The organism is Planosporangium flavigriseum (genome assembly GCF_011947225.1).
In the GTDB taxonomy this organism is placed as follows: Bacteria; Actinomycetota; Actinomycetes; order Mycobacteriales; family Micromonosporaceae; genus Planosporangium; species Planosporangium flavigriseum.
This window is the reverse complement of sequence record NZ_JAATVW010000003.1, coordinates 219,233-244,553: the sequence shown is the minus strand read 5'-3', so window position 1 is coordinate 244,553 and position 25,321 is coordinate 219,233. Positions and strand designations below refer to the sequence as shown.

26 protein-coding genes are annotated in these 25,321 nt (G+C 70.2%); 19 read left to right on the top strand and 7 right to left on the bottom strand.

Annotation, left to right across the window (positions count from 1 at the left end; genetic code table 11):
• Positions 1 to 7: 7 nt before the first annotated feature.
• Both HC028_RS06235 and HC028_RS06230 read left to right on the top strand, forming a co-directional pair.
• A complete protein-coding gene (locus tag HC028_RS06235) occupies positions 8 to 1,081 on the top strand; it encodes a LacI family DNA-binding transcriptional regulator (protein WP_168073852.1) in 1,074 nt (357 codons plus the stop codon).
• A complete protein-coding gene (locus HC028_RS06230; RefSeq protein ID WP_168073850.1) occupies positions 1,056 to 1,364 on the top strand; it encodes a protease inhibitor I42 family protein in 309 nt (102 codons plus the stop codon). Before HC028_RS06235 ends, HC028_RS06230 begins: the two co-directional genes overlap by 26 nt.
• Positions 1,365 to 1,367: 3 nt before the next feature.
• Here HC028_RS06230 and HC028_RS06225 read toward each other — a convergent pair whose 3' ends face one another.
• The 5 genes from HC028_RS06225 to HC028_RS06205 all read right to left on the bottom strand — a co-directional run bounded on the left by HC028_RS06225 (position 1,368) and on the right by HC028_RS06205 (position 6,354).
• Positions 1,368 to 1,688, bottom strand: coding sequence for an STAS domain-containing protein (locus HC028_RS06225; RefSeq protein WP_168073848.1), 321 nt, complete (start codon positions 1,686 to 1,688; stop codon positions 1,368 to 1,370).
• Between the two features lie 280 nt (positions 1,689 to 1,968).
• Complete coding sequence (gene dprA / locus HC028_RS06220; RefSeq protein ID WP_168073846.1) at positions 1,969 to 3,177, bottom strand: DNA-processing protein DprA; 1,209 nt, start codon at positions 3,175 to 3,177, stop codon at positions 1,969 to 1,971.
• Positions 3,174 to 4,715: a YifB family Mg chelatase-like AAA ATPase gene (locus tag HC028_RS06215; RefSeq protein ID WP_168073844.1), complete on the bottom strand. Its 1,542-nt coding sequence runs from the start codon at positions 4,713 to 4,715 to the stop codon at positions 3,174 to 3,176. The genes dprA and HC028_RS06215 overlap by 4 nt, the downstream gene beginning before the upstream one ends.
• Positions 4,716 to 5,075, bottom strand: a complete 360-nt coding sequence (locus HC028_RS06210; RefSeq protein ID WP_168073842.1) for a YraN family protein — start codon at positions 5,073 to 5,075, stop codon at positions 4,716 to 4,718. It lies immediately after the preceding gene.
• A 106-nt stretch (positions 5,076 to 5,181) separates the two neighbouring features.
• Positions 5,182 to 6,354 carry a pyridoxal phosphate-dependent aminotransferase gene (locus tag HC028_RS06205; RefSeq protein WP_168073840.1) on the bottom strand — a complete coding sequence of 391 codons (1,173 nt, stop codon included), beginning with the start codon at positions 6,352 to 6,354 and terminating at the stop codon, positions 5,182 to 5,184.
• A gap of 128 nt (positions 6,355 to 6,482) precedes the next feature.
• Here HC028_RS06205 and HC028_RS06200 point away from each other — a divergent pair, with 128 nt between their 5' ends.
• The 9 genes from HC028_RS06200 to HC028_RS06160 all read left to right on the top strand — a co-directional run bounded on the left by HC028_RS06200 (position 6,483) and on the right by HC028_RS06160 (position 16,531).
• Positions 6,483 to 7,307, top strand: a complete 825-nt coding sequence (locus tag HC028_RS06200) for a hypothetical protein (RefSeq protein ID WP_168073838.1) — start codon at positions 6,483 to 6,485, stop codon at positions 7,305 to 7,307.
• A gap of 348 nt (positions 7,308 to 7,655) precedes the next feature.
• Entirely contained in the window at positions 7,656 to 8,513 is an 858-nt protein-coding gene (rpsB, locus tag HC028_RS06195; protein ID WP_168073836.1) for a 30S ribosomal protein S2, read from the top strand.
• A gap of 123 nt (positions 8,514 to 8,636) precedes the next feature.
• Positions 8,637 to 9,476 carry a translation elongation factor Ts gene (gene tsf / locus HC028_RS06190; protein ID WP_168073834.1) on the top strand — a complete coding sequence of 280 codons (840 nt, stop codon included), beginning with the start codon at positions 8,637 to 8,639 and terminating at the stop codon, positions 9,474 to 9,476.
• A 207-nt stretch (positions 9,477 to 9,683) separates the two neighbouring features.
• Positions 9,684 to 10,379, top strand: coding sequence for a UMP kinase (pyrH, locus tag HC028_RS06185; RefSeq protein ID WP_239075376.1), 696 nt, complete (start codon positions 9,684 to 9,686; stop codon positions 10,377 to 10,379).
• A 55-nt stretch (positions 10,380 to 10,434) separates the two neighbouring features.
• Entirely contained in the window at positions 10,435 to 10,992 is a 558-nt protein-coding gene (gene frr / locus HC028_RS06180; RefSeq protein WP_168073830.1) for a ribosome recycling factor, read from the top strand.
• Positions 10,992 to 12,245 (top strand): phosphatidate cytidylyltransferase, encoded by a 1,254-nt coding sequence (locus tag HC028_RS28660; RefSeq protein ID WP_168073828.1) that lies wholly within the window; start codon positions 10,992 to 10,994, stop codon positions 12,243 to 12,245. Before frr ends, HC028_RS28660 begins: the two co-directional genes overlap by 1 nt.
• A gap of 103 nt (positions 12,246 to 12,348) precedes the next feature.
• Positions 12,349 to 13,482, top strand: a complete 1,134-nt coding sequence (gene rlmN / locus HC028_RS06170; protein ID WP_168073826.1) for a dual-specificity RNA methyltransferase RlmN — start codon at positions 12,349 to 12,351, stop codon at positions 13,480 to 13,482.
• Between the two features lie 91 nt (positions 13,483 to 13,573).
• The gene (locus HC028_RS06165; protein ID WP_168073824.1) at positions 13,574 to 14,425 is read left to right on the top strand and encodes a DivIVA domain-containing protein; all 852 of its coding nucleotides are present in this window, start codon (positions 13,574 to 13,576) and stop codon (positions 14,423 to 14,425) included.
• Between the two features lie 3 nt (positions 14,426 to 14,428).
• The gene (locus HC028_RS06160) at positions 14,429 to 16,531 is read left to right on the top strand and encodes a hypothetical protein (protein WP_168073822.1); all 2,103 of its coding nucleotides are present in this window, start codon (positions 14,429 to 14,431) and stop codon (positions 16,529 to 16,531) included.
• 64 nt (positions 16,532 to 16,595) lie between these two features.
• On the opposite strand, the gene HC028_RS27390 is transcribed toward HC028_RS06160, so the two are convergent.
• Positions 16,596 to 16,817 carry a DUF2631 domain-containing protein gene (locus HC028_RS27390; protein ID WP_239075367.1) on the bottom strand — a complete coding sequence of 74 codons (222 nt, stop codon included), beginning with the start codon at positions 16,815 to 16,817 and terminating at the stop codon, positions 16,596 to 16,598.
• Positions 16,818 to 16,974: 157 nt separating this feature from the next.
• On the opposite strand from HC028_RS27390, the gene HC028_RS06150 reads away from it, so the two are divergent.
• From HC028_RS06150 to ispG, 7 genes are all read left to right on the top strand, one after another.
• Positions 16,975 to 18,543, top strand: coding sequence for a Rieske 2Fe-2S domain-containing protein (locus tag HC028_RS06150; RefSeq protein ID WP_168073818.1), 1,569 nt, complete (start codon positions 16,975 to 16,977; stop codon positions 18,541 to 18,543).
• A 270-nt stretch (positions 18,544 to 18,813) separates the two neighbouring features.
• Positions 18,814 to 19,017: a cold-shock protein gene (locus HC028_RS06145; RefSeq protein WP_168073809.1), complete on the top strand. Its 204-nt coding sequence runs from the start codon at positions 18,814 to 18,816 to the stop codon at positions 19,015 to 19,017.
• Positions 19,018 to 19,115: 98 nt separating this feature from the next.
• Positions 19,116 to 19,877 (top strand): lysophospholipid acyltransferase family protein, encoded by a 762-nt coding sequence (locus tag HC028_RS06140; RefSeq protein ID WP_168073807.1) that lies wholly within the window; start codon positions 19,116 to 19,118, stop codon positions 19,875 to 19,877.
• Positions 19,874 to 20,050: a GNAT family N-acetyltransferase gene (locus tag HC028_RS27385; RefSeq protein WP_239075366.1), complete on the top strand. Its 177-nt coding sequence runs from the start codon at positions 19,874 to 19,876 to the stop codon at positions 20,048 to 20,050. Before HC028_RS06140 ends, HC028_RS27385 begins: the two co-directional genes overlap by 4 nt.
• Before the next feature lie 4 nt (positions 20,051 to 20,054).
• Positions 20,055 to 21,260 carry a 1-deoxy-D-xylulose-5-phosphate reductoisomerase gene (dxr, locus tag HC028_RS06130; protein ID WP_168073447.1) on the top strand — a complete coding sequence of 402 codons (1,206 nt, stop codon included), beginning with the start codon at positions 20,055 to 20,057 and terminating at the stop codon, positions 21,258 to 21,260.
• On the top strand, positions 21,260 to 22,525 hold the full coding sequence (locus HC028_RS06125; RefSeq protein ID WP_168073805.1) for a M50 family metallopeptidase: 1,266 nt from the start codon (positions 21,260 to 21,262) through the stop codon (positions 22,523 to 22,525). The genes dxr and HC028_RS06125 overlap by 1 nt, the downstream gene beginning before the upstream one ends.
• A gap of 7 nt (positions 22,526 to 22,532) precedes the next feature.
• Complete coding sequence (gene ispG / locus HC028_RS06120) at positions 22,533 to 23,699, top strand: flavodoxin-dependent (E)-4-hydroxy-3-methylbut-2-enyl-diphosphate synthase (protein ID WP_168073803.1); 1,167 nt, start codon at positions 22,533 to 22,535, stop codon at positions 23,697 to 23,699.
• Positions 23,700 to 23,713: 14 nt separating this feature from the next.
• Here ispG and HC028_RS06115 read toward each other — a convergent pair whose 3' ends face one another.
• Positions 23,714 to 24,277, bottom strand: coding sequence for a PadR family transcriptional regulator (locus HC028_RS06115; protein WP_168073801.1), 564 nt, complete (start codon positions 24,275 to 24,277; stop codon positions 23,714 to 23,716).
• A 192-nt stretch (positions 24,278 to 24,469) separates the two neighbouring features.
• Between HC028_RS06115 and HC028_RS06110 the strand changes: the two genes are divergently transcribed.
• Positions 24,470 to 25,306, top strand: a complete 837-nt coding sequence (locus HC028_RS06110; RefSeq protein WP_168073799.1) for a GNAT family N-acetyltransferase — start codon at positions 24,470 to 24,472, stop codon at positions 25,304 to 25,306.
• Positions 25,307 to 25,321: the final 15 nt, after the last annotated feature.

The following is a 25,321-nucleotide window of genomic DNA, read 5'->3' as shown; positions in this document are numbered from 1 at the left end:
GGCGGTAATGGCCAAAATCGACGACGTGGCACGGTTGGCCGGGGTCTCCACGGCCACCGTGTCACGCGCCCTGCGCGGGCTTCCGATGGTGACTCCGAAGACCCGGGACCGGGTGCTGTCCGCGGCGGCCGAGCTCGGCTACGTCGCGTCGCCGAGCGCGTCCCGGCTCGCCGGCGGGCGTAGCGGTTCGGTCGGGGTGGTGGTGCCACGGGTCACCCGGTGGTACTTCGCCACCCTGGTCGACGCCGCCGAGGAGGTCCTGCGCGCCTCCGGTCATGACGTGCTGCTGTTCAACCTCGCCGGTCGGCAGGCCGCGACCAGACGGCTCTTTCACGGCTCCGGGCTGCACAAACGAGTCGACGCGCTGATCCTGGCCTGCGTGCCGCGTACGGCCGAGGACGATGCGGCGCTCGACCGGCTCGGCCTGCCGATCGTCGTCGTCGGCGGCCGGCAGCCCGGATGGGGCAGCGTGTGTATCGATGATCAGGCCGCGGCCCGGGCCGCTACGGAACATCTCATCGCGCTGGGACATCGGCGAATCGCCCACCTCGCCGGCGACGCACACGACGAGTTCGCCTCCAACGTCCACATCGACCGGACGGCCGGGTACCGGCAGGCGCTGTGCGCGGCCGGCCTGCAGCCCGAGGAAGCGCTTGAGGTCGAGGCCGGATTTACCATCGACGGTGGTGCCCGCGGCATGGCCGAACTGCTACGGCGTGGCGATCCGCCGACCGCGGTGTTCGCCGCCTGCGACGAGACGGCCATGGGCGCGATGCGCACCCTGCGCGAGTACGGCCTCCGCGTGCCCACCGACATCAGCGTCATCGGCATCGATGATCACGAGCTGTCGGCCGTACTCGGCCTGACGACGGTGGCGCAGCCCGCTGTGGCGGAGGGGCGGCTGGCCGCGTCGATGCTGCTGGAGGCGTTGACCGGTAGTGCGAAGGTGCACCCCATCGACGTCGTGGTGCCGACCAGGCTGGTGGTACGGGAGACGACCGGTCCACCGAGGTTGATTCCGTTACCCCGAGCCGCCGGCGGGGAGGACGGCGCCCGTGACCTTTCGCGTTGGCCCGGCTGACGACGGCTCGACCGTCGTTGTCCCGCGTGGCGAGACCCTCGAAGTGGTGCTGCCGCAGAACGTGTCGACCGGGTACCGCTGGGAGCTGGACCCGCCGGCGGGTATGGCGGTCGTCGACGATCGGGTGTTGCCGCCGGCGTCGACGTATCCGGGTGCCCCGGGTGACCGGCTTGTCGTGCTGCGGGTCGACGAGCCGGGGGTGGTCCGGGCACACCTGCGCCGCCCGTGGGAGCCCGCCGAGGTGGCCGCACAGTCGTACACCGTGCGGGTGCGGACGGACTGAACCTCAGGCGGCGGTCGGGTACGCCAGCATGAGCGCGCTGCGTAGCTGTGCGGCGTCGCGCACCGGTATGGCATGCCCCCCGGGCAGGCGCAGTTCAAGACCGAAGCCGAGTTGGCCGGCTCGTACGGCGGCGGCGGCGAGTACGGCGACGGCTGAGCTGTCGATGGACGGGACCTCGACGAGGTCGATGACCACCGGTTTGGCCCCGGTGTCCAGCAGTTCCTGCAGGACCCGGTACAGCTCGGGGGCGACGGTGCCGTTGAGCGTCCAGTCGGTCCACACGAGTGCGGCGCCGTCGAGGCGGACAACGACGAAGGAGTTCATTTCGACCGGCCTCCTCGTAGATTGAGGTGAACGGGCTCTACCCGCGTGCGTGGCCGGAAAACGTCTCGGCTCCATCGTTTGTGGTGAAATCCACTGCCGGAATTGTGTCGCTCGTCGGGTGGCACGTGCATCGGCCGATTGCGTCCGGGTGCTTGCAGGCGCAGATCGTCCCAGGTGGACGGCCTGATGGTTGGGCCGCGATCGACGACCTGGCCCAGCGCCGGCAGCGCCGGGTCGCGGCGCCGGCGGACGCCGACCTATATCGATGGCATGAGCGAAATCACGGAGCCGGCCACCGTCCCGCCGCCGGCGGTTCGCACGAGGACGGTGTCGGCGCCAGCCGGTACCCGCTGCCGTGCTCGACGACAAATCCGGCGTCGACCAGCGTGGGCAGCGTACGGCGGGCGTCTCGGCCGCTCACCCCGGCCGCTGCGGCGATCTCTTCGGCGGTACGCGCCTTGCGCGGCAGCACGGCGTCGAGCAGTTGCGTTGCGAGTGGATCGAGCGTGTCATGTGGACGGTCAGGTCCCCGTGGCGGCGGCGCGAGGTCGTCACCGATCCGGCCCACCTCCTCCAGGATCTCGCTGTAGTTGTTGACCAGCCGGGTGCCCTCCTCCCGTAGCTCGGCGTGGCAGCCGACCGACATGGCGCTGGTGACCGGGCCGGGCACCGCCATCACCGCGCGGCCGAGAGCACGAGCCCGCCCGAGCGTCTGGCGGGCCCCACTGCGGCCGCCGGCTTCGACCATCACCGTGCCCCGGGTCACGGCGGCGATGACCCGGTTGCGGACGAGGAACCGCAGCCGATGCGGGGCGGAGCCGAACGGCCACTCGCTGATGAGCAACCCCGTCTCGGCGATGCGGTCGAAGAGGTTGGCGTGGCCGAGCGGGTACGGCCGGTCGACGCCGCACGCGAGGATGGCCGCGGTCAACCCGTCGGCGGCGAGCGCGGCACGGTGCGCGGCCGCGTCGATGCCGAACGCTCCACCGGAGACCACGGTCCAGCCGCGTTCCGCGAGCCCATGCGACATCTCGGTGGCGACGTACGTGCCGTAGTTGCTGGCGGCTCGGGCGCCGACGATGGCCACGGACCGGGTGAACGCCTCGTTGAGCGGGGCGTCGCCGCGTACCCACAGGCATTGGGGAGGGTCGGTGTCCCGGTCAACCGCGCGGCCGTCGGAGGCCCGGCTGATGCGGGCCAGGTCGTCGAGCTGTGCCGGCCACTCGTGGTCTTCGGGGGTGACCACCCTGGCGCCCATCCGGTCGGCGCTGTCGAGCAGCCCCCGAGCCAGGTCCGGCGCGTCGATGATGTCGCTCAGTCGCAGTCGCGCCGCCTCGGCGAGTCGCTCGGAGACGTACCCCTTCAGGAGCCGGTCGAGCGCCTCCGCCGGCCCGACCTGCCGGACCAGGACACCCAGTTCCCGGTTGCCCGGCTCGGCCAGGCAACCCAGCGCCACCCGGGCCAGCCGGATCTCGTCGGTAGCCGTCACAGCAGGGTCCCCCTCCGTAGTTCGAGAGCTTCGGTCACGTCACCGGTGTCGGGTCGCTGCCGGCCGTCCAGGTCGGCGATCGACCAGGCGACCTTGATGACCCGGTCGTAGCCGCGCGCCGACAGTTCGCCCCGGTCGAGCGCCTTCGCCAGGACGCGGGTGACCGGGCGCGGCAGCCGCCAGCGGTGGTCGCGCAGCGCGGCTCCGGTCACGTCGGCGTTGCAGGTAGCGCGCGTACCCGTGTTGCAGGCGGTTACGCCAGCCCACCGGGCTGCGGCGGCCGCCCTGGCCGCGGCCACCCGCGCCGCGACCGTGGCCGAGCTCTCCGCCGTCACGCGGTCTGCCAGGAGGGCGGAAGAGGCGACGGGAAGCAGCGTCACCTGCAGGTCGACGCGGTCGAGCAGTGGACCGGACAACTTACCGAGATAGCGTCTGCGCGTCAGTCGACCGCAGTCACACTGCTGGTCGCCTTCCGGTCGCGCGCACGGGCACGGGTTCGCGGCGAGGACGAGCTGGACCCGGGCCGGGTAGCGGGTCTCGCCGCCGGAGCGGAGCAGGCGGACCTCGCCGTCTTCCAGCGGCTGGCGCAGCGCGTCGAGGACGCCGCGGTTGTACTCGGGGGCTTCGTCCAGAAAGAGCACCCCGCGGTGGGCGAGGCTCAGCGCGCCCGGCCGGGCGATTCCCGAGCCACCGCCGACGAGGGACGGCATGGTCGCGGTGTGGTGCGGCGCCTGGAACGGCGGCCGGCGGATCAACGGGCTGCCGGCCGGCAGCGTGCCGGCGATGGAGTGCACGGCAGTCACTTCGAGCGCGGCCTCGTCGTCCAGTGGCGGCAGGATGGTCGGCAGGCGCTGGGCCAGCATCGTCTTGCCCGCCCCGGGCGGGCCGAAGAGCGCGAGGTGGTGCCCGCCGGCGGCGGCCAGCTCGATGGCGCGGCGCCCGCGCTCCTGACCGAGCACGTCGGCGAGGTCCGGCCCCGGCGGCAGCTCGACCGCCGGTGTCGGCGCGGGGGTGCGCAGCGGTACGCCGTCGCGGGCGAAGGCGACGAGTTCGCGCAGGGAGCCGGCGGCCCGGACGGTCACCCCGGGTACGAGGCTCGCCTCGGCGGCGTTGGCGACGGGGACGACGACCTGCTCCAGGCCCGATCGGGCGGCGGCGAGCACGGCGGGCAGCACCCCGCGGGTCGGCCGGACCGTGCCGTCGAGGCCGAGCTCGCCGAGCAGGGCCGCGCGGCGCAGTAGATCGACCGGTACGACACCGGCGCCGGCGAGTACGGCGACCGCGACGGCCAGATCGAAGCCGGAACCGTGCTTGGGCAGGTGGGCCGGGAGCAGGTTGACGGTGATGCGCTGCTGGGGCCAGGACTCGCCGGAGTTCACGATCGCGGATCGGACCCGGTCGCGGGACTCGACGAGAGCGGCATCGGGCAGCCCGGATACGACCATGCCCGGGAGGCCGGTGGCCAGGTGCGCCTCGACGACGACGACCTCGCCGGCGACGCCGAGCAGCGCGACGGAGTGGACCTTCGCGTACCCCATCTAGAAGGCCCCGCGTACATGCTCGACCCGGGCCGCGCCGGCGGGCTGGGGTACGACGCTCACCACGTCGAAGCGCACGGTCGGCACCCGCAGACCGGCCTGGGCCAGCCATTGCGCGGCCAGCCGGCGCAGGCGCCGTACCTTTGCCGCGTCCACCGCCTCGGCCGGCGTGCCGAACCGGTCGCCGCGCCGGGTCTTGACCTCGCAGAAGACCAGATCGGATCCGTCCCGCAGGATCAGGTCGATCTCGCCGCTGCGGCACCGCCAGTTGCGGTCGAGCACGACCATGCCCTGCTCGACCAGGTGCGCGCACGCCACCCGTTCGCCGTACGCCCCGACCGCGTCCTTTGCTTGCGTCATGGCGTAGGACGATCGGCGCCGGGGCGCCGACGGACAAGCCACTCAAGATCTAGATGTGGACAGCGAGGGTGGCTGTGGACGGGGTCGCGTCCGCGCCGGCGATCTGTTATGCGTCGGAGAGTTTCCGCAGGCGGGCAACTGCCTCGTCGAGTACCTCGTCCCGCTTGCAGAACGCGAACCGGATCAGCTGCCTGCCCGCCGAAACGTCGTCGTAGAAGACCTGCGTCGGTACCGCCACGACCCCGCACCGCTCGGGAAGCGACCGGCAGAACTCCACCCCGTCGGTGCCGCCGAGCGGTGTGATGTCGGCCGTCACGAAGTACGTTCCGTCCGACCGCAGCACGTCGAAGCCGGCGTCGGAGAGACCAAGACACAGCCGGTCCCGCTTGTCGCGCAAGGAATCCCGGAAGCCGTCGTAGTAAGAGCGCGGCAGGCCGAGCGCGACCGCCACCGCCGGCTGTTGCGGGCCGGCGTTGACGAACGTGAGGAACTGTTTGACCCGCAGCACGGCGGAGACCAGCGGCGCCGGGCCGCACGCCCAGCCGACCTTCCAGCCCGTACACGAGAAGGTCTTTCCCGCCGACGAGATCTGCACCGTGCGCTCCCGCATCCCGGGCAGCCCCGCGAGCGGGACGTGGGCGCCGTCGAAGACCAGGTGCTCGTACACCTCGTCGGTGACCGCGACCGCGTCGTGCTCCACGCACAGCGAAGCGACCAGTGCCAGTTCGTCGGCGGTGAAGACCTTCCCTGTCGGGTTGTGCGGCGAATTGAGCAGAACCACACGGGTACGCGGACCGAAAGCCGCCCGCAGCTCATCCGGGTCGAAGCCGTAGCCGCCGTCCGGTGCCGGCCGCAGGGTCACCGGTCGCCGCACCGCCCCGGCGAGGGCGATCGACGCGGCGTACGAGTCGTAGTACGGCTCGAAGCACACCACCTCGTCACCCGACTCGCACAGCGCCAGGACCGCCGCCGCGATGGCCTCGGTCGCGCCGGCGGTGACCAGTACCTCGCTGTCCGGGTCGTAGCCCAGGCCCCAGAACTCTCGCTGGTGTGCGGCGATCGCCGCCCGCAGTTCCGGGATGCCCGGACCCGGCGGGTACTGGTTGCGGCCCTCGCGGATCGCGCGCACCGCCGCCTCGAGCATCTCGGGCGGGCCGTCGGTGTCCGGGAAGCCCTGACCGAGGTTGACCGAGTCGGTACGCGCCGCGAGGGCGGACATCTCCGCGAAGATCGTGGTGCCGAAGGGGCGCATCCGGGCGACGAGCGGGTCCGTGACCATGGCATGAGCCTAGGGGGAGCAGCGCCGCCGCCAGCATTCAAACGGCCGGACGAGAGGGCATGCGGCCGGGTGCGTGTGTGGCGAGGATCCTGGCGGTCGGTTGCCAGCGTCGCCTACCGTGCGGACTCGTGGATGCACATCGCAAAGTTTCTCCGGACGAGTTCGACGGACCGGGCCACGAGCCCGAATGGGGTAGTTCAAGCGGTCTGCGGCCAACCGACGGCGCCGCCGTCCTGGCCATGCCGCTCGCCCCGCGCCCCGGGGAGCCGCAATCGCCGCAGTCGTACACGCCGCCGGCCCCGCCCGGGGCTCCCGAGGCGTATGTGCCTGAGCCGTACGCGCACCCGGTGCCTGAGTCGTACGCGCCACCCGCGTACGCCCCAGAGCCTCCGGCGGCCCCCGCCGCGGCCCATACGGCACCCACGTCCAGCCTGCCGTACCTCACCGGAGCCGGCGCGCCGCAGCCTTCCGGCTACCAACCGCCGGCCGGTGACGCCCGCCCGGTCTCCGGTGACCCCCGCCCGGCCTCCAGTGGTGCCTGGGGCGGGGACCAAGCAGAAGAGACGCAGGCGATGCGGCGCTCCACGGAGCCGATCGACCGATCCGCGCTACGGCGGCCGTCGGGTGGGGCTGGACAGCTCGGCGACGGGGTCTACCGGTCGCAGCGGCCGGGCATGGCGGTCGCCATCGTGGCGGTCACCGTGCTGTTCGAGCTGATGGCGCTGCGTCTGCTGGCGTCGGCGTTTCTGACCTCGAACGTCCGGGTCGGCGACTCGATCGCCAGCGCGTTCCTCGTGGTCGGGCTGCCGATGTTCGGCGTCGGCCTGTACGGCCTATTCAGAGGTGTTGCGGCCGCCCCCGGCACCGGCCTGCGGGTGTGGCTGCGTCCGCCGCTGGTGTACCTGCCGGTGGCGCTGACCCTGTTCGTCACGGCCGGACTCGCAGCCGCCTGACTCGCGCCCTGTCGAGCGACTGCCTTATCCGCGCCCTGTCGACATGTCGATTCAGGGGAAACTGGGACGAAATAGGCACAACTTCCCCTAGGTCGGCCCGATTGGGTGGGCGGGGCGGGCGTCCATCGCAACTCGGCGTACACTCAACGACTGGCGACCACGACAGGTGGTCGACCTCGCGCGCCCTCCTCACCGCTCAGCCGTCTACCCGGCTGACGGTCCGAGGCGGCGGCCGCCCTGGTCCCGATGCTCAATTGAGGTCGGGTGAGTCGCGGCTGGTGACCGGGCGCCAGGACGGCGGGCCGCCCGGCCCCCGTGACAACCAGGGCAACTCAAGGAGCATTACACATGGCCGTCGTGACCATGCGCCAGCTGCTGGAAAGCGGTGTCCACTTCGGGCACCAGACCCGCCGCTGGAACCCGAAGATGAAGCGCTTCATCTTCACCGAGCGCAACGGTATCTACATCATCGACCTGCGCCAGACGCTCGATTACATCGAGAAGGCGTACGACTACGTGCGCACCACGGTCGCCGAGGGCGGCAGCATCATGTTCGTGGGCACCAAGAAGCAGGCCCAGGAGGCGATCGCCGAGCAGGCGGCGCGGGTCGGCATGCCCTACGTCAACCACCGCTGGCTGGGCGGCATGCTCACCAACTTCCAGACGGTGTACAAGCGGCTGCAGCGCATGAAGGAGCTGGAGTCGATCGAGCAGACCGGCCAGGCGCAGGGCTTCACCAAGAAGGAGACCCTGCAGCTGTCCCGCGAGAAGATCAAGCTCACCCGGACCCTGGGTGGCCTGCGGGACATGCAGAAGACCCCGGCCGCGGTCTGGATCGTCGACACCAAGAAGGAGCACATCGCCGTCGACGAGGCCCGTAAGCTGGGCATCCCGGTGATCGCGGTGCTCGACACCAACTGCGACCCGGACGAGGTCGACTTCCCGATCCCGGGTAACGACGATGCCATCCGCTCCGCGGCGCTGCTCACCCGCGTGATCGCCGACGCCGTCGCCGATGGCCTGATCGCCCGTTCTGGCAAGGCTCGCCGGGCCGACGAGAAGCCGGAGGCCGGTGCGGTCGGCACCGACGAGCCGCTGGCCGAGTGGGAGCGCGAGCTGCTGCAGGGATCCGACGCCGCGGCGTCCACCGAGGCCGCGCCCGCCGAGGCCGCTCCGGCCGCGCCCGCCGAGTCCGCTCAGGCCTGATCGGCCGCTGCCGCGCACCGTCACTGACGGTGCGCGGCAGCGCTGGGCCCAGTCGCGGCGCGACGTTGTTGCCGCGCGGAGCCCTGAACCGTCGCCCACCCACGTCTGAACCGAGAGAGAGCAATGTCCGACTTCACCGCCGCAGACGTCAAGCGGCTCCGCGACCTCACCGGCGCCGGCATGATGGACTGCAAGAAGGCCCTGCAGGAGTCTGAGGGCGACTTCGACAAGGCTGTCGAGCTCCTGCGCATCAAGGGTGCGAAGGACGTCGGCAAGCGCGCCGGCCGCACCACTGCTCAGGGTCTGGTGGCGCACGCCGGCCAGGCGCTGCTGGAGCTCAACTGCGAGACCGACTTCGTGGCCAAGAACTCCGACTTCGTCGCGCTGGCCGACCGGATCGTCGGCCACATCGACGCGACCCGGCCGGCCGACCTCGAGGCGCTGCTCAACTCCAAGCTGGGCGACGGCCGTACGGTCGCCGAGACGGTCGAGTCCGAGTCGGCCAAGATCGGTGAGAAGCTCGTGGTCAACCGCTTCGCGGTGATCGACGGCCAGATCGCGGTCTACATGCACCGCAAGAGCCCCGACCTGCCGCCGCAGGTCGGTGTCGCGGTTGAGTTCGCCGGTGCCGGCGGCGCGGCCGACGAGGCCCGCGCCGACGACGCCCGGGCGGTGGCGATGCAGATCGCCGCGATGCGGCCGAAGTTCCTGACCCGTGACGAGGTGCCCGCCGACGTGGTCGAGTCCGAGCGGCGTATCGCCGAGCAGACCGCCCGCGAGGAGGGCAAGCCCGAGCAGGCTCTGCCGAAGATCATCGAGGGTCGGGTCAACGCGTTCTTCAAGGACTTCGTCCTCGTCGAGCAGCCGTCGGTCACCGACCAGAAGAAGACCGTCCGCCAGATTCTCGACGAAGCGGGTATCACCGTGACGCGCTTCGTCCGCTTCGAGGTGGGCCAGGCCTGAGGCCTCAAAGGCCAGCGCAGCGAGGGGGTCGCCGGTGTCCGTGCAGGACCGCCGCGGCCCCCTCGTCGTAAACCCCGGACCGTTGAGCGCGTGCCTCAATCCGCCGGGCGCGACACAACGAACTACACGGAAGGGCTCCCGATGACGAACGCCGCCGAGTTGGCCGTACCCGCCTATGCCGGAGGCGATCAGGCGCGCCCCCGTCGGGTGGTGCTCAAGCTGTCAGGTGAGGTCTTCGGCGGTGGCGCGGTCGGCGTCGACCCCACCGTCATCCAGTCCATCGCCGCTCAGATCGCCACGGTTGTCCGCAAGGGCGTCCAGGTCGCGGTCGTCATCGGTGGGGGCAACTTCTTCCGCGGGGCCGAACTGCAGCGCCACGGCATGGACCGGGCCCGCGCCGACTACATGGGAATGCTCGGCACCGTGATGAACTGCCTCGCCCTCCAGGACTTCCTGGAGAAGGAGGCCATCGACACCCGGGTGCAGTCCGCGATTCACATGGCCCAGGTCGCCGAGCCGTACATCCCGCGCCGGGCGATCCGCCACCTGGAGAAGGGGCGCGTGGTGATCTTCGGTGCCGGCGCCGGGATGCCGTACTTCTCCACCGACACCGTCGCTGCCCAGCGCGCACTTGAGATTCACGCTGACGCGGTCCTGATGAGTAAGAACGGCGTCGACGGCGTGTACACCGCGGATCCACGCACCGACCCCAGCGCGATCAAGCTCGACACGGTCACGTTCGAGGAGGCGCTGCGCCGGGGCCTGCGGGTGGTGGACGCCGCCGCGTTCAGCTTGTGCATGGAAAACCGGCTACCCATGCTCGTTTTTGGGGCCGAGGGTGCTGACACCATCATTCGCGCCGTCATTGGTGAGAGGATCGGAACGCTCATCACGGCAGCGTGAGGTCGGTAGGCCGACGGGCTGATGAGGCCCATGAACGAAGGAGGCGACGGAGTACGTGATCGACGAGACACTCTTCGAGGCCGAGGAGAAGATGGACCGGGCGATCGTTTTCGCCAAGGAGGAGTTCGCGACGATCCGGACCGGTCGGGCCACCCCGGCGATGTTCGCCAAGATCGTCATTGACTACTACGGTACGCCGACGCCACTGCCCCAGATGGCCTCGATCGCCGTGCCGGAGCCCCGCATGGCGATCATCAAGCCGTACGACAACTCGCAGCTGCACGCCATGGAGAAGGCGATCCGCGACTCCGACCTCGGTGTAAACCCGAACAACGAGGGAACGCAGCTGCGTATCGTGCTGCCGCAGATGACCGAGGAGCGGCGGCGCGACATGACCAAGGTCGCCCGCCACAAGGGCGAAGAGGCCAAGGTCGCGATCCGCAACGTTCGGCGCAAGGCCAAGGAAGAGCTCGAACGCCTGATCAAGGATGGCGAGGCGGGCGAGGACGAGGTGCGCCGGGCGGAGAAGGAGCTCGATGACCTCACCCACAAGTACGTGGCGAACGTCGACGAGGTAGTCAAGCACAAGGAAGCCGAGCTGCTCGAGGTCTGATGACGCACCTCGATTCTCCGGGCTGGCCCGATGCGTCTGATCGCGGCCACGATGATTCCCACCCGCGTCGGCAGCGGGCGCGGCACCTCGATGCCGCGTCCGACACGTACCGGGATTTGCCGTCCAACGGTTCGCCGGAGACGGAGCGTGACCTAGGGCTTCACCTGGACGCCGACCCCGCCCCGCGGGAGCGGGGTCGACACGCGGCGCCTGAGGGGGGTGAAGTGCCCGACTATCCGTGGTCGGGCGTGCGCCCGGGGTATACCGAGGCGGCTCAGGGGAGTCCGGAAGCCACCTCGGAGCTGCTCCCGGTGTCAGAAGCCACCTCGGAGCTGCCCCCGGTGTCAGCAGCCAGTCCCGGCCACCCGGACGAGGCAAGGCCGGTGGAGGCGGCCGACGTCGACGAGGCTTCGCCGGCACAGGAGCCGGCGAAGCCCAAGGGGCGCGCCGGGCGCAACCTGCGCGCTGCGATCGGCGTCGGCGTGACTCTCGGCGCGGTCGTGGTCGCGTCGCTCGTACTGTGGCCGCCCGCGTTCCTCGGGGTGGTCGCTGTCGCAATCGTCGTCGCCACGTGGGAGATGGTGCGCGCGGTCGGGGCCCGCGGGGTACGCCCGCCGATGGTCCCGCTGATCGCCGGTGGTCTGGCGATGGCTGGCCTGGCCTGGTACGGAGGGGCCGAGGCGTTGCTCCTCGGACTGATCGCGACGGCGATCGCGGCACTGGTGTGGCGGCTGGCCGACGGTCCCGCCGGCTATCAACACGATGTTGTGGCGGCCCTGCTCATCGCGGTGTACGTGCCGTTCCTCGGCGGATTCGCGGTACTGCTGGCCCGCCCTGAGGATGGCTATCTGCGGGTGCTGGCGGCCCTGGTCGGCGTTGTGCTGTCCGATACGGGTGGGTATGTCGCCGGCGTCTTCTTTGGCAAGCGGCCGATGGCGCCATCGGTCAGCCCGAAGAAGTCCTGGGAGGGCACGGCCGGCTCACTGCTGGCCGCCGCGATCGGCGGCGCGCTGATGCTGCCCTTCATGTTCGACGTGGCCTGGTGGTACGGGGTCCTGTTCGGCGTCGCGGTGTCCGCGGCCAGCGTGCTCGGCGATCTCGCCGAGTCGCTGATCAAACGTGACCTGGGGATCAAGGACATGAGTAGCCTCCTGCCCGGCCACGGTGGGCTGATGGACCGGCTGGACTCCGTCCTGTTCGCTGCTCCGACGGCGGTCGCCGTGCTCGCCTTCGTCGCGCCGGCTGTGACGTGAGTGACGCACAAACTGGCCGGCCGGGTGAGGTAGGGAGCCTTTCCGGCATGGCCGGCGTTCGACACCGCCGTTCCGGGCTCCGGCATGAAACACTGGTGGGGCCATGACAGCCCTTCCCATTATCGAAAGCTCCTCGCCGCAGGCCGACGCGCCGCCGCGGCGCCGAGCCGCCATGCCGCCGCGCCATCTCGCCGATCTTGATCCCGCCGAACGCCGGGCCGCTATCGCGGACCTGGGGGAGCGGGAGTTCCGCGCCGGCCAGGTCTCGACCCACTACTTCGGCCGGCTCGTGCGTGATCCCGCCGCCATGACCGACCTGCCCGCTGCCAGTCGGGCCCGCATCGCCGGGGCGATGCTGCCCCAGTTGCTGACGCCCGTGCGGGAGTTGGCCTGTGACGACGGCGCGACCCGCAAGACGCTCTGGCGGCTGCACGACGGCTCGCTCGTCGAGAGCGTCCTGATGGGCTACCCCGACCGGGTCACGGTCTGCATCTCCAGCCAGGCCGGCTGTGGCATGGCCTGTCCGTTCTGCGCCACGGGACAGGCGGGGCTGACCCGTAACCTGTCGACCGCCGAGATCGTCGATCAGGTCGTCTCGTTTGCGGCTGTCGCGGCGAGCGGTGCGATCCCGGGTTCGCCCCCGCGACTGTCCCACGTGGTGTTCATGGGTATGGGCGAGCCGCTGGCCAACTACCCGCGCGTGATCGGCGCGGTGCGGCGCCTGACCGATCCGGCGCCGGACGGGCTCGGCCTGTCCCAGCGCCACATCACGGTCTCCACCGTCGGCCTGGTGCCGGCTATCCGCCGGCTGACCGAAGAGGGGCTGGCGGTGACCCTGGCGTTGTCGCTGCACGCACCCGACGACGAGTTGCGTGACGAACTCGTACCGGTGAACCAGCGCTGGAAGGTCGCCGAGGTGCTCGACGCCGCGTGGGCGTACGCGGAGCAGACGGGCCGCCGGGTCTCCATCGAGTACGCGATGATCAAAAACGTGAACGATCACCCCTGGCGCGCGGATCTCCTCGGGGAGCTCTTGTCGGGCAGGCTCGCTCATGTCAATCTCATTCCGCTCAACCCGACTCCGGGAAGCCGATGGGACGCGAGCCCGAAGCCGGTCGAGCGTGAGTTTGTCCGGCGGCTTCGCGCGGCCGGAGTTCCGACCACGGTCCGCGACACCCGGGGCCGCGAAATCGATGGGGCCTGCGGGCAACTCGCGGCTTCGGAGGTGGAACAGTGAGCGCCAGGGTCGAGCGAAGCGAGCCCCGCAGTCGCGAGACACGGGTTGCAGTGAGCATGGGGCAGCTCAGCGCAGCTAGCGAGGAGACACGGTGACGAGTCAGGGTCAGCGGTTCCGGCGTAAGGCGCTGCGTCGCGGATACAAGGTCGACGAGGTGGACGCGTTCCTCGACCGGGTCGAAGCGACGCTCGCGGGTGAGCCGCTGGGGGACGCCTCGGTCTCCGCCGAGGAGGTGCACGACGTCGTCTTCCGCGTGCGGTTCGGCGGATATGACGAGTGGCAGGTTGACCTGCATCTCGACCGGGTCGAGCGGCAGCTCGCGGAGTTTGCGGAGCGCAACGCGGCCTACGGGCGCGAGCCACGCGCACCGCAGGCTCCCGACCGCATGGCGATGCCGGACCGGATGGCGCCGCCGCCGGTTCGTGACGACCGGATGATGGCGCCGCCGATGACGCCTCCGCCCATGGCGCCTCCGCCGATGACGCAGCGACCGGTCGCGCCGGTGCCGCCCGGCCCGCCGCCCGGCGCCTACGGCCCGTACGACGAGCCGACCCGGTTCAGCGGCGGCTACGGCGACCCCTTTGAGCCGGGCCGCCACGGCAAGAGTGAGATGACCACCGAGATCCGGATGCCGGACAGCGGGTACGACCGGAGCTACCCCCCGGTCGCCCCGCCGGCGCCGTCCATGCCGCCGGAGGTCGCCCACATCGACCAGTTGCGCCGCACGTTCCAGTTGCGCCGTTTCGGCAGCGGGTACGACCGGGTGCAGGTCGACCGCCTCTTCGAGACCGTCGTCAACGCGATGGTGGGCCGCGGGCCCGCGCCGCTGACCGAAGCGGAACTGGATCCCTCCCAGTTCAGCCTGGTGCCCGGCGGTTATTTCGAAGCCGAGGTGGATGCGGCGCTGAAGGAGGTACGGGACATCCTGGCCCGCCGGCGATAACAGGTGATCCCACAGCTCTTCCCGCTGCTCCTGCTGCCAGCGGGCACCGTTCTTCTGCTCGCGTACGCGCTGCGGCCCCGTAATCCGGTGGCCGCAGCCGGCCGCCTGACGCTCGCGCGTACCGCCGTGGTCTTCGGCGGGTACGCCGTGGTGAGCGTCGAGGTGCTGTCCAGCCAGGGTTGGCTGACCACGTCCGGAGTGGCGCTCAGCTGGCTGCTGGCCCTCGTCGTCACCGGCGTCGCCGCCGGTTGGCGGCGCCGGCGCGCTCACCCGGGCGGCGCGGAGCCCCGGACACCGCTCATCGAGCGCTGGCACGGGCTGACCCGCGTCGAACGTACGGTCGGTGTGGCGGTTGCCGCCCTGGTGCTGGCCGAACTGGTGCTCGCGCTCGCCTCGCCGCCCAACACGTACGACTCGCAGACCTACCACCTGCCCAAGATTGAGCACTGGGCGGCGCAGCACGACGTCGACTTCTACCCGGTGCGCATCCACCGCCAGGTCACGTACGCGCCCGGTGCCGAGTACGTTCTGCTGCACCTTCGTCTGCTCACCGGTGGCGACGCGCTGTACGGGCTGTTGCAGTGGTCGGCCGGCGTCGTCGCGCTGCTCGCGCTCACCCGGGTCACCCGGCAGCTCGGTGGAGGTCGCCGGGCCCAACTGCTGGCCGCGTTCGTCTTGGCGAGCACGCCGGCGGTCGTACTGGAGGCGAGCAGCACCCAGACCGACCTGGTCGTGGCCGGCTGGGTGGCATGTCTCGCAACGCTCGCGCTCGACGGAGTCGGCCGCCAGGAGAAGCCCGAGAAGGCCGTGCCGGCGCTGTTGACCGGGCCGGCGACCGTGGTGCTGCTCGGCGTGGCCACCGGGCTGATCGCGTTGACGAAGCAGACCGGCCTGTTCGCGGCCGCGCCGCTGCTGCTGTGGTGGGGTCTCGCCCGGCTGCGCCGAGGGGCTGCCGCCGGCAGGACGACCCGAGCTGCCGCCGGCCTGGCCGCCGCCACGCTGGTCATCCTGGGCATCGCCGCCGCGATGACGGGTCCGTACGTCTGGCGGGTGTACAGCGAGTTCGGCCACCCGCTCGGTCCGGAGTACCTCCGGAGCTCGATCACCATGCAGCGCCACGATCCGCCGGCGCTCGTCGTCAACGCGGCGCGGCAGGCGCAGACCCTCCTCGACACGCCGGTGCCGTTCCTGAGCGACTGGACGGCCGCCGGGGTCGAAGCCGTGGCGCACGCACTCGGCGTCGACCCGTCCGACCCGGCCATCACGTTCGACAACACGGCATTCCCCAGCGTGGCGTGGTACCCGTCCGAGGACAAGGCGGCGTACCCGGTTCAGGCCCTGATCATGATTTTCGGAGCCGTCGTGTGTCTCGTCCGGCCAGCGCTGGGCGGGGCCGCTCGGACAGCCGCTCGGACAGCCGGTCGGACAGCCGGTCGTCGCCGGGCGTACGCCATGGCCGTGCTTGTCGGCCTGGTGCTGCACACCTCGATGGTGAAGTGGCAGCCGTGGGGCAACCGGCTGTTCCTGTACCTGGTCGTCCTCGCGGCGCCGTTGGCCGGGCTGATGCTCTCGGCGGCGTTCGGCTCGGAGGTCAGGCGGGCCCGTATTCCGCGCCGCCGGGCTCATGCCCTGCTCGCGGGCTTCCTGACCGCCGTCCTGATGGTCGGGGGCGTGGCGGGCGCGCTGTCGGCGCTGTACGGGTGGCCGCGGCGGCTCGTCGGCGCGCAGTCGGTGTTCGTGCTCGATGACTGGCATGGGCGATTCGTTCAGCGCCCCGAGTGGGCGGATCAGTACACCGCGGTGGCCGATGCGATCCGGGCCTCGGGGGCGGAGTACGTCGGGATCATCCAGAGCAACGACACCTGGGAGTACCCGTGGTGGCTGCTGCTGAGCGATCGTCGGCTTTTCGCGATGCAGTCGATGTTGCCGAACCACCCTGCCAACCCGCCTCGGGTGGACGCGGTCGTGTGCGCCGGCGGGGAAGCGCTGTGCCGCGGGACGCTGCCGCCCTGGTGGGAGGTGCGGATGTACGGCGAGGTGGGTTGGGCGATGCCGGTGACGGCCGTGCCCAAGAACGTGCCAAAGCCGGCCGGCAGCGGTGGCTGAGACTGGCGGATGAGACCGGCAACGCGCCGGCCTGCGTCAGCGGCAGGCCGGCAGCGGGCGGACGTCAGTCGCGCAGGCCGTTGCGGCGCAGCACCCAGTCGCCGACGAGAACGACCACGATGAGGCCGGCGAGCCCGTACATGAAGTAGTTCTCGGTGTTGCCCTTGTGGTTACCGATGGTCATGAGCAGAAGGATGACGATCGCCGACACAGCGCCGATGCGAGCCTTACGCCGGTTGGTCGGCTTGAGCTGATCGGGCGAGAGAACAGGCTCGTTTCCAGCCACGTTCGGGTCCTTCCACTCGGATGTTCGCGCACTAGTTTGGCACGCCTGGGTTGCGGGGTAGCGCGGGGTCGGCGGCGCGTCGGCCCTGCCTCGGTTCGCGCCGCGCTTCAGGTAGCGTCGGTGCCGACAGCAAGACCCGCGATCGGAGGTACGTGCGGTGCGACTGACGGGTACAGGCCACGCGAGCATGCGGATCGACACCCCGGCGGGGAGCATCCTGTGCGATCCGTGGGTCAACCCGGCGTACTTCGCCTCGTGGTTCCCGTTTCCGGACAACTCCCAGCTCGACTGGGAGACGCTGGGCGACGTCGACTACCTGTACGTGTCGCACCTGCACCGGGACCACTTCGACGCGGAGCACCTCAAGCGCTTCGTCAACAAGAAGGCGACGGTCCTGCTGCCGGAGTACCCGACCAGCCAGCTCGAGGACGAGCTTCGGGAACTGGGCTTCACCAGCTTCATCCGTACGAAGAGCAACGAGGTCCACGCCCTCGACGGTGGCCTCAACGTCATGATCCAGGCGCTGATCTCGCCGACCGACGGGCCGATCGGCGACTCGTCGCTGTGGGTGGAGTACGACGGGATCCGCGTGCTCAACCAGAACGACGCCCGCCCGGCCGACCTGTCGGTCTTCGCCGAGCTGGGCCACGTGCACGCGCACATGCTGCAGTTCTCCGGCGCGATCTGGTACCCGATGGTCTACGAGCTTCCGGAGGCCGCCAAGCGCGCCTTCGGCAAGCAGAAGCGCGACCGCCAGCTCGACCGCACGGTCCGCTACATCGACGACCTGAAGGCGTCGTACGTGTTCCCGATCGCCGGCCCGCCGTGCTTCCTCGACGACGACCTGTGGCAGTTCAACGACATCTTCGGTGACGAGGGCAACATCTTCCCCGACCAGCAGTGGTTTTCCGACCGCTACCGGGAGCTGGGTCGCGACAACGAGGTGATCCTGCTGCCGGGCACGGTGGCCGAGCTCACCGCCGACGACTGCAAGGTCGCCCACCCGGTGCCGGATGTGCGCGAGTTCTTCGCGAACAAGAAGCCGTACCTGGTCCAGATGCGGGAGCGGAAGCGGCCGGTCATCGAGGCGGAGAAGGCGTCCTGGCGGCACCCGGAGATCGACGTCCTCGCGGAGCTGAAGCGGCGGATCGAGCCGCTGCTCGAAGAGTCGATCTACATGGCCAAGGGCGTCGGCGGACCGGTGCGCTTCGACCTCGTCAGCTACGACGGTGAGTCGGTCGAGTCCATCGTGGTCGACTTCCTCGGCAAGGAGGTCCGCCCGTACGCCGACGAGAAGGTCCGCTACCGGTTCCGTACCCAGCGGGAGCTGATTGAGCACCTGATCTACATCGACGAGGGGGACTGGGTCAACTCGCTGTTCCTGTCGTGCCGGTTCTCAGCGGCGCGCATCGGCCAGTACAACGAGTTCATCTACGCCTTCTTCAAGTGCCTGTCCGAGGAGCGCCTGCAGTACGCCGAGGGCTGGTACGACGAGCATGAGCGGACCACCGACGCCGAGGACATCACCCTGGGCGACTGGGTGGTGCAGCGGCGCTGCCCGCACCTCAAGGCCGACCTGACCCGGTTCGGCAAGGTCGAGGACGGGGTGCTCACCTGCCAGCTGCACGGCTGGAAGTTCGACCTCGCCAGCGGGAAGTGCCTGACCAGCGTCGGTCACAAGGTACGGGCCAGCCGGGCCGACGAGCCGGCGCAATCGGCGTCGTAGTCGGCGGCGGAAGCCGCGTGCGCGGCAGCGCAGGTGGCGCGATGTCCCGCGCTGCCGTGGAAGTCACGGTTTCGATGCGTGTCATCGGTGCTGTGTTAGCGTGATCGCGTTGCGATTGTGGTTCCCAGAAACTGTGTAAGGCGCCTGCGACGTTCTGCGCGCAGGCGCTTGTGGTTTACCCGGGCTTGTTTCCGGATCGGGTGCTCATTTTCGGCGACGCCGGTCTCCGCGAAGCGCGGATTCCGCCATCAGCCCGTGAAGGAGAAAAACATGGCTCTCGGCACTGTTAAGTGGTTCAACGCGGAAAAGGGCTTCGGCTTCATCGTGCCGGACGACAGCGGCGACGACCTTTTCGCCCACTTCTCGGCGATCGCCGGTAACGGCTACCGCAGCCTAGAGGAGAACCAGCGCGTCGAGTTCGAGATCGGCCAGGGGCGCAAGGGCCCGCAGGCGGAGAACATCCGCGTCATCTGACGGCAGTCTTCGAATCTTGGACACTTGGCGGGGTCATGACCCCGCCAAGTGTCCAAGATCAACGTAACTCCCGGCGGAAGGTCAGGTAGCGTCAAGCCATGCCGGAACTCGTGTATCCGCCGGTCATCGCCGCGGCCAAGACGATGTTTCGCGTTCTCGACCTGCGCATCACGGTTGAGAACGCCGAGAACGTGCCCCGCACCGGCGGTGCCGTGCTGGCCAGTAACCATGTCAGCTACCTCGACTTCATCTTCTGCGGCCTGGGGGCGCACCCCTCCAAGCGGCTGGTCCGGTTCATGGCGAAGCAGTCGATCTTCACCAATCGGGTCGCCGGGCCCCTCATGCGGGGCATGCGGCACATCCCGGTCGACCGGGAGGCCGGCCTCGCCTCCTACCGGCAGGCGCTCGCGGCCCTGAAGGGGGGCGAGATCGTCGGCGTGTTCCCAGAGGCGACGATCAGCCGGTCGTTCACGCTCAAGGACACGAAGAACGGCGCCGCCCGGATGGCCGCCGCGGCGCGCGTACCGCTCATCCCGATGGCGGTATGGGGGACCCAGCGGCTATGGACCAAGGGGCGACCCCGCACCCTCACCCGCCGGCACACCCCGATCTCCATCCTGATCGGTGAGCCGCTGACGCCGGCGCCGCGCGACGACGCCAACCTCGTCATGACCGAGCTTCGCAGCCGGATTTCGGCGCTGCTCGACCGGGCTCAGCGGGAGTACCCGGACAAGCCGGAGGGGCCGGAGGACGGCTGGTGGCAACCGGCGCACCTGGGCGGCACCGCGCCGACACCGGAGGAGGCTGCCGCCCTCGACGCCGCCGACAAGCGGTCGGCGGCGGCGGGCGACGCCGCGTGAGCGTCGTGTACGCGACGCGGCGGCTCGACGTCCGGCCCGACGTCCGGCCCGACAATGAGCCGTCGATCGCAGTCTGCCGGCGGCTGGGCATGGCGCCGCTGGGCCGTACGTCCCGCTGGTACGGCGTCGAGGTGGAGGCGTTCCGGTTCGCCGCACCGGATCGGGGAGAATGAGCGCGTGACTCCGCGCGACATTGTCATTCTCGGCTCCACCGGCTCCATCGGCACCCAGGCCATCGACATCGTCCGGCGCAACCCTGGCCGGTTCCGGGTGGTCGGTCTCGGCGCCGGTGGTGGCAACGTGGCCGCCCTCGCGGCCCAGGCCCTGGAGTTCGGCGTCGAGGTCGTCGGGGTGGCGAAGTCGAGCGCGGTGCAGGATCTGCAGCTCGCGTTCTACGCGGAGGCCAGCAAGCGGGGGTACGCGACGGGCGACTTCCGCATTCCCAAGATCCTTGCCGGGCCGGCCGCCATGACCGAGCTCGCCGAGTGGCCGTGTGACGTCGTCCTCAACGGTGTCGTCGGCTCGCTAGGCCTCGCGCCGACCCTCGCCGCGCTGCGCCGCGGCCGTACCCTCGCGCTCGCCAACAAGGAGTCGCTGGTGGCCGGGGGACCGCTGGTACGGAAGGTGGCCAAGCCAGGGCAGATCGTGCCGGTCGACTCGGAGCACTCGGCGCTCGCGCAGTGCCTGCGCGGTGGCCGGGCCGACGAGGTGTCCCGGCTGGTGCTGACCGCGAGTGGCGGCGCGTTCCGGGGCCGGCGGCGCGAGGAGTTGGCCGGCGTCACGCTCGAGCAGGCGCTGGCCCACCCGACCTGGAACATGGGGCCGGTCGTCACGATCAACAGTGCGACCATGGTCAACAAGGCGCTCGAGGTGATCGAGGCGCACGAACTGTTCGGCGTCGGCTACGACCGCATCGAGGTCATGGTTCACCCGCAGTCGGTGATTCATTCGATGGTGGAGTTCGTCGACGGCTCGACCCTGGCCCAGTGCAGCCCGCCCGACATGCGGCTGCCGATCGCGCTCGCCCTCGCCTGGCCGGACCGGGTCGGCCAGGCGGCGCCGCCGGTGGACTGGGCGAAGGCACACACCTGGGAGCTGTCCCCGCTCGACAACGAGGCCTTCCCGGCGGTCGCGCTGGCCAAGGCTGCGGGGGAGACCGGTCGGTGCCGACCGGCCATCTACAACGCTGCCAACGAGGAGTGCGTGGGCGCCTTCGTGGCCCACCGCCTGCCGTTCCTCGCGATCGTGGACACCGTCGAGCGCGTCCTGACTGATTCTCCGGATTTCGAGGAACCAGGTACGGTCGAGGACGTGCTCGCCGCGGAGTCGTGGGCGCGAGCGCGCGCCCGCGAACTGATCGCGGCGGTGGCGGAAGGAGCCTGATGGGGCTGGTATTCGGGATTGTCGTTTTCGCGCTCGGCATCCTGATCTCGGTGTGCCTGCACGAGGCCGGTCATATGGGCACGGCCAAGGCGTTCGGCATGAAGGTCACCCGCTACTTCGTCGGCTTCGGGCCGACGTTGTTCTCGTTTCGCCGCGGCGAGACCGAGTACGGCGTGAAGGCTCTGCCGCTGGGTGGGTTCGTCAAAATTGTCGGGATGACGCCGCAGGACGACGATGTCGAGCCCGGCGACGAGAAGCGGGCGATGTGGCGCTTCCCGGTGTGGAAGCGGACCATCGTGATGTCCGCGGGGTCGATCACCCACTTCATCCTCGCGTTCGTGGCCTTCTGGGTGTTGTTCACGTTCATCGGGGCGCCCGACCCCGGCAAGATAGCCAACTCGCCGGCGACGATCGGCGGCGTCTCGTCCTGCGTCACCGACTTCAAGATTGACCCCCAGACCAAGCAGCCGGTGGCGTGCAGGGACGGTGTCGGCCAGCCCAGTCCGGCGGCCAAGGCGGGCCTCGAGCCCGGCGACGTGATCACGGCGATCAACGGGACCCCGATCTCCAACTACACCGAGATGCGCCAGGTGGTGCAGGGCCTCGGCGACCAGAACGCCAAGCTCACGTACAGCCGCGACGGCAAGAGCGAGACCGTTGACGTGCGCATTCCGGCGATCCAGCGGCTCAAGGACAACATTGGGCCCAAGAAGGCCAACGAGATCACCGACGCCGACCTGGAGCGCGTCGGCATGCTCGGCGTCTCGGCGAAGATTCCGCTGACGACGTCCGGCCCGGTGGAGAGCGTCGGGCTGACGGCCAAGCAGATGGGCCGTACCGTCGTGCTGACCTTCGAGTCGCTCAAGCAGATCCCCGCGAAGATCCCGGCTCTCGTGAAGTCGATCTTCGGAGCCGAGCGCGACCCCAACACGCCGGTCAGCGTGGTCGGCGCCAGCCGCATCGGCGGCGAGCTGATCTCGATCGGCGACTGGGTCAGCGTCCTGAGCCTCTTCGCCGTCCTCAACCTGTTCTTCGGCATCTTCAACCTGCTGCCGCTGCTGCCGATGGACGGCGGTCACATCGCGATCGCCTGGTTCGAGCGGATCAGGTCCTGGATCGCGGCCCGCCGGGGCCGCCCCGACCCCGGCCGGGTCGACTACATGAAGCTGACACCGATCACCCTGGCGGTGATCTCCGTCCTCGGCGTCTTCGTGGTGCTGACCATGACCGCCGATGTCGTCAACCCCATCACCCTCCCCAAGTGAGAGCCTCGTGACCGCGATTAATCTCGGTATGCCTTCCGCGCCCGTCCAGCCGCTCGCCCCGCGCCGGCAGAGCCGGCAGATCATGGTCGGTCCGGTGCCGGTCGGTGGCGGCGCGCCTGTCAGCGTCCAGTCGATGACCACGACGCTCACCGCCGACGTCAACGCCACGCTGCAGCAGATCGCCGAACTGACCGCATCGGGCTGCCAGATCGTCCGGGTGGCGGTGCCGAGCCAGGACGACGTCGAGGCCCTGCCGGCGATCGCGAAGAAGTCGCAGATCCCGGTCATCGCCGACATCCACTTCCAGCCCAAGTACGTCTTCGCCGCGATCGACGCCGGCTGCGCCGCGGTGCGGGTCAACCCGGGCAACATCCGGCAGTTCGACGACAAGGTGAAGGAGATCGCGAAGGCCGCGTCCGACGCCGGTGTCCCGATCCGGATCGGTGTCAACGCCGGCTCGCTGGACAAGCGGCTGCTCGCCAAGTACGGCAAGGCGACGCCTGAGGCGCTGGTGGAGAGCGCGCTGTGGGAGTGCTCGCTGTTCGAGGAGCACGGCTTCCGCGACATCAAGATCTCGGTCAAGCACAACGACCCGGTCGTGATGATCCAGGCGTACCGGCAGTTGGCCGAGCAGTGCGACTACCCGCTGCACCTCGGCGTGACCGAGGCCGGCCCGGCCTTCCAGGGGACCATCAAGTCGGCGGTCGCCTTCGGCGCGCTGCTGTCCCAGGGGATCGGTGACACCATCCGGGTCTCGCTCTCCGCGCCTCCGGTCGAGGAGGTCAAGGTCGGCAACCAGATCCTGGAGTCGCTGGGCCTGCGCGAGCGCGGCCTGGAGATCGTCTCCTGCCCGTCGTGCGGCCGGGCGCAGGTCGACGTGTACACCCTCGCCGAGGAGGTCACCGCGGGCCTGGAGGGGCTGCCGGTGCCGCTGCGGGTCGCCGTGATGGGCTGCGTGGTCAACGGGCCCGGCGAGGCGCGCGAGGCCGACCTGGGCGTGGCGTCCGGCAACGGCAAGGGCCAGATCTTCGTCAAGGGCCAGGTCATCAAGACCGTGCCGGAGTCGCAGATCGTCGAGACCCTCATCGAAGAGGCGCTGCGGTTGGCCGAGGAGATGGGCGCCGAGCTGCCCGAGGAGCTGCGCGGGCTGGCTCCCCAGGTCACCGTGCACTAGTTGCTTCACGAGGTTCACTCGCGGTCGGCGAGGATCCGGTACAGCTGCCGGCGGGCCTGCTCGAGTACCTGGTTGGCCTGCGCGCGCTGCCCCTCGGAGCCGACCCGCATCACCTCGCCCACCGCCTGCATGACGCCGTGGATGGCGGCCCTCGTGTCGAGTACCGACTCCCCGTACTCCTCGCTGAACTGCTCCCACGGCGCCCGCGCCGCGTCGTCGCCGCCCTGGGAGGCCTGACCGGACTCGGTGAGGTTGTACCGCTTACGTCCCCCCTCGGCGGCTGCCGGGGCGATCAGCCCTTCGTCCTCGAGTAGCTGCAGCGTCGGGTAGACCGATCCGGGGCTCGGCCGCCAGGTGCCGCGGCTGCGCCGTTCGATCTCCTGGATCATCTCGTACCCGTGCATCGACCGCTCGGTCAGCAGCGTGAGGATCGCTTCGCGGACGTTGGCCCGCCGGCCCCGCCCGCCGCGGTGGCGACTGAGCTGCCCCGGCCCGAGCGGTGGCTGCCATGCCTGCCCGAACGCGAAGAGCCGGTCACCCGGATGGTGACCGGGAGATCCGGGTTCTGGCCATCTCATCGCCGCTCCTTTCCGGAGGCGTCCAGCCCGAGGTGCGGTGTTCCGAACCGCATACCCGCGTTGCGCGAGACTGCGCACGATCGCGCGGCTTTGCCCCGTTGCGGTGGCTGAGCTCCGTCTACCGGGCGGAAACATGTGGAGAACCCCACCGTGCTCTCCTGTCCGCCCGGCGCATCTGGCAGTCTGGAAGACATGCTCACGGCGCCCGTCCGGCTGCTCGGCGATACCGATCGTGCCGCTGTCGAACGGCTGCTCGATCTCGAGCCCTACACGGGCGCGCAGGTTGCTGAACGGATCGCCGCGGCGGGGCTGTCGCGGCGCCGTCAAGACGCCCGGATCTTCGGCTGCGGCAACCGCAGCGAACTGGACGCGCTGTGCTGGCTGGGTGCCAACCTCATCCCGGTGCACGTCGGTCCGGCGGCGGTGGCCGCCTTCGCCGACCTGATCGGGTCGGAGGGGCGGATCTGTTCGTCCATCGTGGGTGATGCGACGGCGGTGCTGCCGCTGTGGGAACGGCTGTGCCCGGCCTGGGGGTACGCCCGGGACGTACGGGAGTGCCAGCCACTGCTCGTGGCGGACGCGCCCGCGCCCGTCACCGCGGACCCGGAGGTCCGCCTGGTGCGCCCCGACGAGGTCGATCTGCTCTACCCGGCCTCGGTGGCGATGTACACCGAGGAGGTGGGCGTCTCCCCGGTCATCGACGGGGACACCGGCTATCGGGATCGGGTGCGCGACCTGATCCGCAGCGGCCGGGCGTACGCGCGGTTCATCGACGGCCAGGTGGTGTTCAAAGCCGAGTTGGCGGTGATCACCCGGCACACCGCGCAGGTGCAGGGGGTGTGGACGGCGCCGGAGTGGCGCGGCCGGGGACTCGCCACGGCCGGGATGGCGGCGGTCGTACGCGACGCGCTGCGCCGGGTGGCGCCGACCGTGACGCTCTACGTCAACGACTTCAACGAGGCGGCCCGCCGGGTGTACGCCCACTGCGGGTTCCGCCGGGTCGGCACGTTCGCGACCGTGCTCTTCTGATTTCGATCTCGTGAA

Coding starts and splice junctions, on each gene's coding strand:
- HC028_RS06205 (WP_168073840.1), bottom strand. CDS start 6,354: ATGGTCACGGACCCGCTCGTCGCCCGGATGCGCCCCTTCGGCACCACG.
- HC028_RS06115 (WP_168073801.1), bottom strand. CDS start 24,277: ATGAGATGGCCAGAACCCGGATCTCCCGGTCACCATCCGGGTGACCGG.
- HC028_RS06210 (WP_168073842.1), bottom strand. CDS start 5,075: ATGACGCAAGCAAAGGACGCGGTCGGGGCGTACGGCGAACGGGTGGCG.
- HC028_RS06235 (WP_168073852.1), top strand. CDS start 8: ATGGCCAAAATCGACGACGTGGCACGGTTGGCCGGGGTCTCCACGGCC.
- HC028_RS06125 (WP_168073805.1), top strand. CDS start 21,260: ATGGGGCTGGTATTCGGGATTGTCGTTTTCGCGCTCGGCATCCTGATC.
- HC028_RS06110 (WP_168073799.1), top strand. CDS start 24,470: ATGCTCACGGCGCCCGTCCGGCTGCTCGGCGATACCGATCGTGCCGCT.
- rlmN (WP_168073826.1), top strand. CDS start 12,349: ATGACAGCCCTTCCCATTATCGAAAGCTCCTCGCCGCAGGCCGACGCG.
- HC028_RS06215 (WP_168073844.1), bottom strand. CDS start 4,715: ATGGGGTACGCGAAGGTCCACTCCGTCGCGCTGCTCGGCGTCGCCGGC.
- HC028_RS06225 (WP_168073848.1), bottom strand. CDS start 1,688: ATGAACTCCTTCGTCGTTGTCCGCCTCGACGGCGCCGCACTCGTGTGG.
- HC028_RS06140 (WP_168073807.1), top strand. CDS start 19,116: ATGCCGGAACTCGTGTATCCGCCGGTCATCGCCGCGGCCAAGACGATG.
- HC028_RS28660 (WP_168073828.1), top strand. CDS start 10,992: ATGACGCACCTCGATTCTCCGGGCTGGCCCGATGCGTCTGATCGCGGC.
- rpsB (WP_168073836.1), top strand. CDS start 7,656: ATGGCCGTCGTGACCATGCGCCAGCTGCTGGAAAGCGGTGTCCACTTC.
- tsf (WP_168073834.1), top strand. CDS start 8,637: ATGTCCGACTTCACCGCCGCAGACGTCAAGCGGCTCCGCGACCTCACC.
- HC028_RS06145 (WP_168073809.1), top strand. CDS start 18,814: ATGGCTCTCGGCACTGTTAAGTGGTTCAACGCGGAAAAGGGCTTCGGC.